The organism is Phascolarctobacterium faecium DSM 14760, assembly GCF_003269275.1.
GTDB classification, from domain to species: Bacteria; Bacillota; Negativicutes; order Acidaminococcales; family Acidaminococcaceae; genus Phascolarctobacterium; species Phascolarctobacterium faecium.
In genome coordinates, this window is the sequence record NZ_QLTS01000007.1 from 1 (window position 1) to 12,044 (window position 12,044).

8 protein-coding genes and 1 pseudogene are annotated in these 12,044 nt (G+C 48.0%); 3 read left to right on the forward strand and 6 right to left on the reverse strand.

The features are described 5' to 3' along the window. The 3 genes and pseudogenes from C8D73_RS11490 to C8D73_RS07965 all read left to right on the forward strand — a co-directional run. A pseudogene (locus C8D73_RS11490) lies at positions 1 to 110 on the forward strand (2-oxoacid:ferredoxin oxidoreductase subunit gamma); the annotation flags it as partial. Positions 111 to 216: 106 nt separating this feature from the next. Then, positions 217 to 822, forward strand: a complete 606-nt coding sequence (locus tag C8D73_RS07960) for a pentapeptide repeat-containing protein (protein WP_170123188.1) — start codon at positions 217 to 219, stop codon at positions 820 to 822. A 203-nt stretch (positions 823 to 1,025) separates the two neighbouring features. Then, complete coding sequence (locus tag C8D73_RS07965; RefSeq protein ID WP_113077850.1) at positions 1,026 to 4,886, forward strand: PAS domain-containing hybrid sensor histidine kinase/response regulator; 3,861 nt, start codon at positions 1,026 to 1,028, stop codon at positions 4,884 to 4,886. 47 nt (positions 4,887 to 4,933) lie between these two features. Here the strand turns inward: C8D73_RS07965 and C8D73_RS07970 are convergent, their stop codons facing one another. From C8D73_RS07970 to trmB, 6 genes are all read right to left on the reverse strand, one after another. Beyond that, the gene (locus C8D73_RS07970) at positions 4,934 to 5,365 is read right to left on the reverse strand and encodes a VanZ family protein (RefSeq protein ID WP_113077851.1); all 432 of its coding nucleotides are present in this window, start codon (positions 5,363 to 5,365) and stop codon (positions 4,934 to 4,936) included. An 18-nt stretch (positions 5,366 to 5,383) separates the two neighbouring features. Then, the gene (locus tag C8D73_RS07975) at positions 5,384 to 6,214 is read right to left on the reverse strand and encodes a bifunctional 5,10-methylenetetrahydrofolate dehydrogenase/5,10-methenyltetrahydrofolate cyclohydrolase (RefSeq protein WP_113077852.1); all 831 of its coding nucleotides are present in this window, start codon (positions 6,212 to 6,214) and stop codon (positions 5,384 to 5,386) included. A gap of 14 nt (positions 6,215 to 6,228) precedes the next feature. Beyond that, positions 6,229 to 7,899, reverse strand: coding sequence for a formate--tetrahydrofolate ligase (locus C8D73_RS07980; protein WP_113077853.1), 1,671 nt, complete (start codon positions 7,897 to 7,899; stop codon positions 6,229 to 6,231). 113 nt (positions 7,900 to 8,012) lie between these two features. Continuing rightward, a complete protein-coding gene (locus tag C8D73_RS07985) occupies positions 8,013 to 10,034 on the reverse strand; it encodes a penicillin-binding transpeptidase domain-containing protein (protein ID WP_113077854.1) in 2,022 nt (673 codons plus the stop codon). Then, positions 10,034 to 11,242, reverse strand: coding sequence for an FtsW/RodA/SpoVE family cell cycle protein (locus C8D73_RS07990; RefSeq protein WP_113077855.1), 1,209 nt, complete (start codon positions 11,240 to 11,242; stop codon positions 10,034 to 10,036). Before C8D73_RS07990 ends, C8D73_RS07985 begins: the two co-directional genes overlap by 1 nt. 11 nt (positions 11,243 to 11,253) lie before the next feature. Further along, positions 11,254 to 11,892: a tRNA (guanosine(46)-N7)-methyltransferase TrmB gene (gene trmB, locus C8D73_RS07995; protein ID WP_021719102.1), complete on the reverse strand. Its 639-nt coding sequence runs from the start codon at positions 11,890 to 11,892 to the stop codon at positions 11,254 to 11,256. Between the last annotated feature and the right edge of the window lie 152 nt (positions 11,893 to 12,044).

The following is a 12,044-nucleotide window of genomic DNA, read 5'->3' on the forward strand; positions in this document are numbered from 1 at the left end:
GCATCGTCAGTGAAGAATCGCTGGTCAAAGCTGTTTTGAACCGCGTACCGAAAGGCACTGAAGAGAAAAATAAACAGGCATTGCAGGTTGGTATGGATCTGATCAAATAAGCTGCTGTAATCCCCGGCATTATTAATAATGCCGGGGATTTTTGCGCATTCCGACCCCTTATGTGTTATAGTAGTAATATACACATCAACATTACGAGGTAAAAACATGTTAACCCAACAGCTTGCTGCATCCCGCAGCGAAGACGACGGACGTATCTCCGATATGTCTTTCCATGATGAAACTCTGAATAATGAAGACCTCAGCAAAAGCATTTTTCACAATGTCCAGTTCAGCAAATGCCGCTTTACACGCTGTGATTTCTCACAATCACGCTTTTTGTCAGTCGCTGTAAAAAACTGTGATTTTTCCAACTGTAATTTCAGCGAAAGCTTTTGGAAACAAGTAACTATCACCGACAGCCGCGGCAACGGTGCCGATTTCTCACAAAGCTGCTGCAAGGAATTGACCTTGTGTGACAGTTCCTTTGCATACGCCAATTTCTCCAAATCACAATGGGAAAACTCTGCCGTCAGCAACTGCTCTTTCAAAGAGTCCTTCTGGGCTGAAGTACGCCTGAAGAAACTTACTTTAGCAGCTTCAGTTTTCAGCGGTGCCGACTTCTTTAAAACACCTCTTAAAGACCTTGATTTTTCAGACTGCAAAATCGATGGCATTACTGTTTCAGAAACTTTTAAAGAACTGCGGGGCATGCAGATCAATTTACTGCAATCCGCTGACATTGCCAGACTGCTGGGCATCAAAATAGTTTAAAATCCCGGCTGGCTTTATTTTAATTTTCACACACAACATATAAAACCTGGATTGCTGTTATCAAAAATAACAATAATCCAGGTTTTATATTTTTCTTGATTAATATATTTAACTTTTTATTTTTATATTCATTTAAAAAATGTTATAATTTTAATATAAAAAATTATTTATTATCGTCCTGTTTATCAGGGGGAGGATCTGCAATGAAACGCTTTGACAAAAAACTAAATGCCCAGGATATCATTAACGCTATTCCCGGCGGCGTCGCAATCTATAAAGTTTCCGACATCTTTGAAACGGTTTACTATTCTGACGGCGTACCCGCTCTTTCCGGCTATAGCCGCGATGAATATGACCTACTCATAAAACAGGATGCTGCTGATCTTATCTATCAGGAAGATGCCGCTATGGTCATTCGGAAGATACGCCAGGTACTGGAAGCCGGAAAATCGGCAAGCTTTGAATTCCGCAAACAGCATCGCGACGGACACATCGTCTGGGTCAATGTTCACGCCCGGAAAATAGGCGAAGACGGCGGTCATCCCCTTCTGCAATGTGTATTCCACAATATTTCCGCCTTCAAACAGGCCCGAGAAGAGCTGGCACACGTCATCAATTCTATTCCCGGCGGCATTGCTGCCTATGATTTTAATGATATGCAGAATCCCCGGCGTCTGTTTTGTTCCGATGGTGTTGCTAAACTTTTCGGCTGCAGTGACGCAGCTGATCTGCAGCATTATGCGGCCAATCCCTGGAGCATGGTTTTTAAAGAAGATTATCAGCGGGTCTACGATGCTTTCCAGCATATGTTCATCAGCAGTGACACTCTTGATCTTTCTTATCGTATCACCCGAAAAGATCAGGTACTGGAATGGGTCCATCTGAATGGCAAAGCTATCAACGGCATCTTTTATGCCGTTTTTACCGGTATGTCCGATGAAGCCAAATTATTCCAGCAGATCAGCAACGAAGCGGCCCAGGGTATCTATGTCATTGATAAAAAGAACCATGACCTGCTGTATTACAATGAAAACGTAGAACTTTTTTTAACAGGTAAAAACAATGCCTGGGGTAAAAAATGCTACACCGCCCTGCACGACAAACAGACTCCCTGTACCTTCTGCCCTTTATCAATGATCAAAAATATCGAAAAACCACAGGAGCTTACCTTCGCAAACGGCAAAAGCTACGAGATCCGTGCCAAAGAACTTGAATGGAACGGTCTGCCTGCTTACACGCTTTTTATTAACGACATTACCGATAAAATAACCAGTTCGCGCAAAACCGAGCAACTGGAACAGTTTTATCAGACCCTTGTCCAGAATCTTCCTGGCGGCATTGCAGTCATCCGTTTTGATATGGCAAAAAAACAAATGCTCCCCGAATATATTTCCGAGGGTTTCGCCGCCATGACAGGTATGTCCACTGACGAAGCTTACGCACTTTACAAAAACGATGCCACAGCTGGCGTCCATCCGGACGACCTTGACTATATCATTGGCCGATTGAATCAGCATCTCAAGAAGCACCTTGATACCTGCGAAAGTATCTACCGGCTGCGCAAAAAAGACGGCAGTTATATCTGGATCAAAAACAATTCTTCACTCATTTTAAGCCCAAACGAAATACCGCTTATTTATGCAGTTTACAGTGATATCACCAAAGAAATAGAAGCGCAGAACAAGCTGCGCCAAAAATACAATGATCTTTTACTTCGTCAGCAGAACTATCCGCTTTCTAACGAAATTCTCAGCGGTTACTGCGATATAACCGCCAACAGGATCCTGCGTATTTACGACAAAACAGGTATCGATCCCCTGCAAAAATTTGGTTTCGAGCGCCAGAACTTTTTCAAGGGGCTGGCCACTCTTATCGAAAGCCCGGAAGAACGACAGCACTTCCTTAATACCTTCCTCAATGCCCCGCTGCTGGAAAAATTTGCTCAGGGCATCAACAGTCAGGAACTAGAATGCTTTATCCGTATGCCTCATGATAACAGCGGTCATTACCTTAAATGTGTCATCAATATGATAGAATCACCGGATAACGGCCACACGATCGGCGTACTTTCCGTGCTCGATCTGACACAATTTAAGATCAACGACCAGATATCGATGCATCTGGCGCACGCCCATTATGATTTTATCGCTACCTGTGATTTCAACAGCGATAGCTATCAGCTTTTTTTCACAAACAGCAAAGCGAATCTAATGCCGCCTGAACAGGGAAGCTACAGCAAAAATATCGTCGCCTTCCTGCAGACCTTCACTGTCCCCAAAGATCGGGAATTTTGTATGGAAATGTTTGATCCCGCCAATATGCAGCGGCGGCTGTATCACGAAAATTCCTACTCCTTCCATTATTCACTGAAGGATGAACAAGGACATATCTATACTAAAAATATGATCGTATTCCTGATCGATCAGCGGCTGAATAAAGTCGGTATGGCCCGAGCCGATATCACAGACTACGTACGGGAACAGCGAGCGCTGCTGAATACGCTGGCCTATACCTTTGAGCAGCTCAGTATCATCAATCTGGTGACAAAAGAATTTACAATGTATACCCGCAAATCTGTACTGCAAAATCTGTCACCCTATAAATGCGCGGACTTTAACAGAGCACTGCACAAGCTCAGCCTTCCTTATACTAAACTGGCAGCGGATGAAACTGCGGCAGAAAAATTTTCTTTGCCGGTCATCCTCAGCAGGCTGGCAGAGAAACCGCAGGGTTACGAATTTACGCTGCCGTATCTTGCTAATGACGGCAGCGAAAAGAACAAACAGATCAACGTCCTTTGGGGCGACGAAGGTCATCATACGATTTGTCTTGTCCGATGTGATGTTACTGATATCATCAGCGCCGAAAAAAATTCCAGATCCGTACTGCAAAATGCCTTGGATCTGGCTCAGGAAGCCAACCGCGCCAAAACAGATTTTCTCTCCGCTATGAGCCACGACATCCGCACGCCCATGAACGCGATCATCGGTATGACGGATCTGGCACTTGACGATCTGGATAACCGACAGCATCTCAGCGAATATCTCGATATTATCAAAAGCTCTTCGTCACATCTGCTGACGCTGATCAATGACATTCTGGATATGAGCCGCATCGAAAAAGGCAAACTGAAACTGGCGCGTACCTCGTTCAACTTGTCCGTCGAAATAGACAGATTCTGCAGCCGTTACCAGCTGTTGATGGATAAAAACAGCCTTAACTTCCTGCATAACGCAGAACTTCTTCACTGCAATTGTATCGGTGATACCGCACAGCTGCAGCGGATCTGGGATAACCTTGTCAGCAACGCCTGTAAATTCACACCTCCGGGTGGCACTGTTACCTTCAGCGCCTGCGAGCTCCCTTCAGACAATGAGCGGCTCGGCTGGTATAAATTTACGATCAGCGATACCGGTATCGGTATCGACAGCGAAAGCCTGCAGCATCTATTCGATCCTTTTTTCCGCAGCAGCGACGTCATCAGCAAGCATATCGAAGGTTCCGGACTGGGACTTGCTATCGTCAAAAATATCGTCGATTATAAAGGCGGTACGATTTCCGTCGCCAGTAAGCCGGGTGAGGGCACGACCTTTACTGTTACACTGCCGCTGCACTTCGATACTGCAGCTGAACATCCTGTAGAAAAACCAACGCACACTTTTGGCAGTGCTGATTTTGATTTTTCAGGGAAATCGCTTCTGCTGGCAGAAGATCATCCGATCAATCAAAAGGTCGCCGAACTGATTTTGGAAAAAACGGGTGCGGCAGTCACGATCGTTGAAAACGGTCTGCAGTGCACAGAGCTTTTCACTGGATCTGCAAAGGGCAGCTTCGATGCTATCCTGATGGATATCCAGATGCCCGTCATGAACGGCTATGAAGCCGCCCAGGCTATCCGCAGCAGTACACATCCACAGTCAGCAACGATCCCTATTATTGCCATGACTGCCAACGCTTTTGCCGAAGATATTAAAAATGCGCTGTCAGCTGGTATGAACGCCCATATTGCCAAACCTATCGACCCGCAAAAGCTCTATGAAACTCTGGCAGCTTATATCAAATAACAAAAAACACTGTTACGTATATACGTAACAGTGTTTTTGCATTTTGACTACCGCTTGGCCCAGCTCCAGACCTCACATGTCAGCCAGATAAAAAAGACCCCTGAAAAATCCAGGATCACGTCCGTAACCAAGGCACTGCGCCCCGGAGCATGCAACTGGATATATTCATCGCTAACTGCTACTGCCAAACCTAAAAACAAAATATACCCTGTCGCTGTACGATGACTGACACCGAACGCCGCGTAAACATTGCACAGGATCACGCCCAGGATAGCAAACTCCAAAAAGTGTGCCAGCTTGCGGATATTATAATCCAGGTTCTGCTGCGGTACATCAATGCCGAACCATTTCCCCATACCGGTCAGAATCGAGCCGACCAGTTCACTGGCCCGGTGTGATTCTGCCGCCGGCATAGAAGAATTATAAAAAATAAAAGCTACAAAAACGATCAGTAAAAGCAGCCATACAAATCTTCTCACGGTCTTACTTACCTCGCCTTATAAATTTCTGCTTAACATATCCATGACCATCATATTGCTGACGATGCCAATACCGCCTGGAACAGGCGTAAAAGCGCTGGCTTTAGCGCTGACGGCAGGGTCAACGTCACCTACCAGACCGCCTTCGACAGCATTGATACCAACATCGACGATCACGACGCCTTCTTTGACCATTTCAGGTTTAATGAAAGCCGGTACACCCACAGCGGCAACGATGACATCAGCACCGCGCAGCACATCCGCAATATCCCTGGTCCGGGAATGGCAGACAGTGACCGTAGCATGCTCCTGCAGGAGCAGCAGCGCCACAGGCTTGCCAACTACATTACTGCGCCCGACAACAACGACGTTTTTCCCCTTTAACTCAATACCGTAATGAGACAGCGTCGCCATACAGGCCCGCGGAGTGCACGGTGCCCAGCGGCTGCGCCCTAAAAAGACTTCTCCGACGCTTTTAGGGTTTAAACAATCCACGTCTTTGCTCATAGTGATAGCGGCACCGACAGCATCGCCGTCGATATGCTTCGGCATCGGCATCATCGGCAGGATACCGGTAACATAGCGGTTATGATTAAGTTTTTTGATAGCGCCAATAACTTCTTCCTGTGTTGCTGTTTCCGGCATTGCCAGCACCTTGGCTTCACCGCCAAGACTTTCTACCAGTTTTACCAGACGGTCTTTATAAACATGCGAAGCAGGGTCATCTCCCACCACAATGATCGCCAGAGTAACTTTGATCCCTTTTTCCTTTGCGGCTGTGATCTTGGCTGAAACAGTTTCTCTATATGCATCGGCAACGGGCTTGCCCTTCATCAACAAAGTTTCCATTGCTACAACTCCCCTTAAAACAAGCCGCTGATGACGCCGTCATCACTGACATCGATTTTCTCTGCTGCCGGCACCTTCGGCAGGCCGGGCATCGTCATGATATCACCTGTCAGCACGACTACGAAGCCTGCGCCGGCAGAGATCCTGCAGTTTTTGATCGTCATGGTAAAACCGCTGGGACGACCAAGCAACGTCGGATCATCCGAAAACGAATACTGGGTCTTAGCCATACAGATCGGCAGATTGCCATAACCCAGACTTTCAAAATCCTTCAAAGCAGTTTCCGCTTCTTTAGCATAAACTACATCGCCGGCACCGTAAATCTCACGCGCCACAGTTGCGATTTTTTCCTTTAAGGTCAGCTCGTAAGCATAGATAGGAGCAAAATCAGCCTTGCCGCTTTCTGCCAGCGCAACAACCTCCTTAGCCAGCTCCACGCCGCCGGCTCCGCCTTTGGCAAAAACATCGGACAATGCAACATTGACGCCATGTGCAGCACAATGGGCACGTACAGCTTCCAGCTCTTCCGGTGTATCCTGAGCAAAAATATTGATGGCTACTACCAGAGGCAGACCGAATTTTTTAATATTTTCAATGTGTTTTTCCAGATTGACGATACCTTTTTTCACAGCGTCCACATTCGGCGCAGTCAAGTCCGTCTTCGGCACCCCGCCATGCATCTTCAATGCGCGCACTGTAGCAACCAGCACAACAGCATCCGGCTTCAACCCGGCATAACGGCATTTGATGTCAAAGAATTTTTCAGCGCCCAGATCAGCGCCGAAGCCTGCTTCTGTAATCGTATAATCAGCCAGCTTCATAGCCGTCTTAGTTGCCATCACGCTGTTGCAGCCGTGGGCGATATTGGCAAACGGCCCGCCGTGAATAATCGCCGGCACATTTTCCAGTGTCTGCACAAGATTAGGCTTCACAGCATCCTTCAAAAGGGCAGCCATAGCGCCGTGGGCTTTGATCTGCCCTGCGGTAACCGGTTTGCCGTTATAATCATAAGCAACAATAATCTTGCTTAAACGTTCTTTTAGATCGTGCAGACTGCTGGCCAGGCACAAAATAGCCATGACCTCAGAAGCAACGGTAATATCAAAACCGTCCTGACGCGGTACGCCATGCGCTTTTCCTCCCAGTCCGACAACAATATTACGCAGCTCGCGGTCATTCATATCAACAACACGTTTCCAAACGATCCGGCGCGGGTCGATATTCAAAGCATTGCCCTGCTGCACATGGTTATCGACCATTGCCGAAAGCAGCATGTGTGCAGATGTGATCGCATGGAAATCACCTGTAAAATGCAGGTTGATATCTTCCATCGGCACCACCTGAGAATAACCGCCGCCGGCTGCGCCGCCCTTAACGCCCATGCAGGGTCCCAGAGAAGGCTCGCGCAAAGCTACGATAACGCTTTTATCAATTTTGGCTAGGCCCTGGGCCAGTCCTACGGTAGTAGTCGACTTGCCTTCGCCTGCCGGCGTAGGCGTAATAGCCGTTACCAAAACCAGCTTGCCTGCCGGTTTATCTTCCATGCGGCGGATCAGATCCATAGATAATTTAGCCTTGTAACGGCCATACATTTCAATGTCTTCTTCGCCGATGCCGAGCTTAGCGGCAACCTCAGTGATCGGCAGCATCTTGGCCTGCTGAGCAATTTCAATATCTGATAACATAAATAAACGCCCTCCTCTTCACTTATACCTGTGAACCATCTTGTATATCTTCTGTGCCGACAGATTTTTTCCTGCTGCTCTGACAGCAACCTAATGTATACATTTAAATGTTTTTATTCAAACCAGATTTCCAGCTTCGTACCTTCGGCAACTACTGTTCCCGGAGGCTGCGACTGCTTCCGCGCCCGACCGCTGCCATGCGGCACCAGTACCAGACGTCCCTGCTGGATCAGTTCAGCCGTCTGCCGCATATCCAGCCCGCTGAAATCAGGCAGTTTGATCTTACCGTCTGCCAGTATCTCCATCTGCGGCATCTTAGCCGGAGGCGGCACTGTCGAATTAACAGCGGGATTATTCCGTACATGCTGCTCAAATGACGGCAGTCCTTCACTGCTGCTGGGCTGAATGCCCTTAGCTACAAGGATCTGCTGCAATGTATCGCGGAATACCGGCGCCGAAACCTGCGAACCGTAAAAAGCTCCCTGCGGCGTATCCAGCATGATCAGCATCGCATACTGCGGCTTATCAGCAGGTACAAAGCCTACGAAAGAAGCAATATATTTACCGGCTGCATAACCGCCTGTTTCCGCAAGTTTTTCGGCGGTACCGGTCTTACCGGCAATACGGTAGCCTTTAATCCCTGCTGCTTTACCACCACCGGCGGCGACAACCTTCTCCATCATTCCGCGCATCTGTGCGGCAACTTCCTCACTCATCACCCGGCGCACCACTTTTTTCTGCCCCTGGCGCAGAACGCGTCCATCCGGCATCACGATCTTATCGATGATATACGGCTGCAAAAGCTCGCCGCCGTTAGCAATAGCGCAGATCGCACGCAGCATCTGCAGCGGCGTTACGGCAATGCCCTGACCGATAGACATGGTTGCAATATCCGGCTGATACATATGATCCGGATTATAAAGGATACCCTCTTCTTCACCCGGCAGCTCTATACCGGTCACACTGCCGAAACCGAACTTCTTGCTGTAATCGATCATCCGCTGTGCTCCCAGCTGCATCCCCAGCTGTACCATACCCGTATTGATAGAAAATTTTATAACATCCTGAAACGGTACCAGTCCCATGCCTTCCCCGTCCCAATTGCGTATCGTACGGTCGGCTATCTGAATACTGCCCGTATCATTGATCATCGTGGTCGGCGTAATAATTTTTTCCGTCAGTCCCATCACGCCCACAATCGGCTTGAAAACCGATCCCGGTTCGTAAATAGTCGAAACCGCGCGATTAGTCCAGCTGGTAGCCGGATATTTATAAAAAGTATTAGGGTCAAAACTGGGCCGATTGGCCATGCCCAGAATCGCGCCCGTATTCGGGTCCATCAAGATGACCGCCGCACTGGCGGCTTTCGTATCCTTCATCGCCTTATCCAGCGCATCCTCCAGCACAAACTGGATCTTGCTGTCCAGGGTCAGATAGACTGAAGCCATCTTCTGCGGTCTGGCTTTATTGAAACCGCTGTCACCCATGGGGCGCCCCAGCGCATCGACGACCTCCTGCTGCTGTGTTTCCGCACCCTTGACTACCGAGTCCAAAGCCAGCTCGATACCGCTGAGACCGTTATCATCCGTACCGACAAAACCCAGCACCTGAGCCGCCATTGATTTTTTTGTATAATAGCGTTTACTTTCTTCTAAAAAATGCAGCCCCGGCAGCTTATTCTCACGAATGATCCGTTCTACTTCCGCCGCTTCCTTAGGCTCCATCGTTCGTTTGAGCCAGATAAAGCGGGCTTCTGTTGTAAAATCAGCATATAATTCGTCTGCTTTCATCTGCAGCACTCCGGCCAGCAAATCAGCGGCCAGCCGCTTGACGTCACGTTCCGGCTTCTCGCCCTTTTTCGTCGGGTTATCCTGCATCTCGACCGGGTCGACATACAGAGATTTAGACATAATGCTGACTGCCAGCTCCTCGCCGTTGCAGTCCAAAATGGCTCCGCGCGGCGAATATTTAGTTACCTTGCCGGTAACCTGATTGGCAGCACGTCTGGCCAGCTCTTCGTTTTGAATGACCTGCAGCCAGATCAGCCGCAGAAACACCGTTCCAAAACCAAAAAAGATCAGCAGGCCGATAATGGCAAAACGTTTTTTACCGTTTTGCAGCGAAAACTTCTTCATCAGCGCTGCCACCTCCCCTCAGCAGGTGAAACGACACGCATCTGCGTCCTGCGTGTATCGGGCGACAGCCGCTCCAGCTTTTCACGTTTACACTCGTCGCGATAAACTGAAAGCACCAGTCCGATCGAAGCCAGAGTTATCAGCATCGAAGTACCGCCATAACTGATAAAGGACAAAGGCACGCCGATTACAGGCAGCAGTCCGCACACCATTGCCATATTGGCAACCGCCTGTCCCACGATAAGCAGGCTGACGCCGGAAACAAGAATAAAGCCCCGTTCATCTTTAGTATTCATAGCAATACGAAAAAATGCCGCCGCCAGTAACAGAAACACCGAAATCAGGATCGCCGCACCCAGCAGTCCCCATTCCTGACAAAAGATAGCAAATGCAAAATCTGTATGCGCCTCAGGCAGATAAAAGAACTTGCCGCTGCCCTGCCCCCACGGCAAACCTGTCAGACCGCCGCTGCCGATCGACATCAGCGACTGTACCATCTGATAGCCCGTATTAGCCTCATCGCTCCACGGGTCCAGCCATACTTTAACACGCTGCAGCCGATAAGGGGCCATGATCGCCCCTGCCACCGCCACTGCGCCTAAAATCCCCAACAGGCCTACTACCTCACGCAGACGCAGACCTGCCAAAATATACAGACCCACCATCAGCGCTACGATAATAGCCGCCGTACCCATATCCGGCTGTTTCAAAACCAGAATGCCGTAGATCACCGTCCCCACAAAAGGCCAGACGGTATCCTTATTCAGCAGACTGATCGACTGACGCTTACGCAGCATTTCACCAAGCAGAGCTGCCCCCAGAAGGATCACGGCAATCTTCGCAAGCTCTGAAGGCTGAATAGAAATTCCGCCCACATACAACCAGCGCTGAGCACCCTTATTAGTCGTACCGATCAGATCTACTAAAAGCAGCAGGCTGCCGACACCAAAATAGATGGCTTTCAGCCAAAAATCGTTGAGCCACGTTTTATACGAAGGCGCACGAAATCCCAGCCACAGCATCAGCATCAGTCCGGCTGCGCCAAAAATCAAGTACCGCTTCAGATAATAATAACCATCCTCAAACATATCCCGCGCTTCGACAAAGCTGGCGCTGAACACATTGATACAGCCCACGAGCATCAGCAGTAAAGTCAGGCTGATGATCGCATCCTTGGGATTATCCCAGATCAAAAATCGTTTCTTCATAACAGCCTCTCTTAAAATACCACTTCACAAAAATTTATCGGTGTCCCCAAAGAGCTGAATTTACGCTCATATTCCGTCTGCACTTCATTATCATAATCTGAGTTATGCAGATCATAGCTCAACGCAATGATCTCCAGGCCAAATTCCTTAAATTCCTCAACTGAAAAATCGAACAGCGCTCTGTTATCCGTTTTAAAACGCAGGTGTCCGCCTTTTCCTAAAAGTCTTTGATATTTCGCCAAGAAATTACGATGCGTCAGCCGGCGTTTGGCGTGACGCGCTTTCGGCCACGGATCGCTGAAATTCAAATATAATTCTTTGATCTCGCCCGGCTCGAACCAGTCCTCCATATGCTCTGCATTAGCGCAGATGACCTTGATATTATCCATCTTATTTTCTTTGGCAGTTTTACCGGGATAATAAGCAATATCGTGTTGCGTTTCCACACCAATAAAAGCCTTTTCCGGATGCAGCTCCGCCATCCCGATAATAAAGCGGCCTTTGCCGCAGCCAATCTCCAGACATAAACGCTTACCGGGAAACAGTTCCTGCCAGCGTCCTTTATAATTTTCCAAATCATGCATCAAAACATATTCACCTTTTAAATCCTGCATTGCTTCTTCGATCCATGGTTTTTTTCTTAGTCTCATACTGACCCGCCTTTGTAAAATCTAAATACAAATCCAATTTATATTATATAACATAATAGAGTTCTAATCATCATTTTTATAAAAAATTACCATTGTATTGTAACCAGAAAAACCTTTCACACCTGCTGCCAATACCCTGTACAAATAAAAAA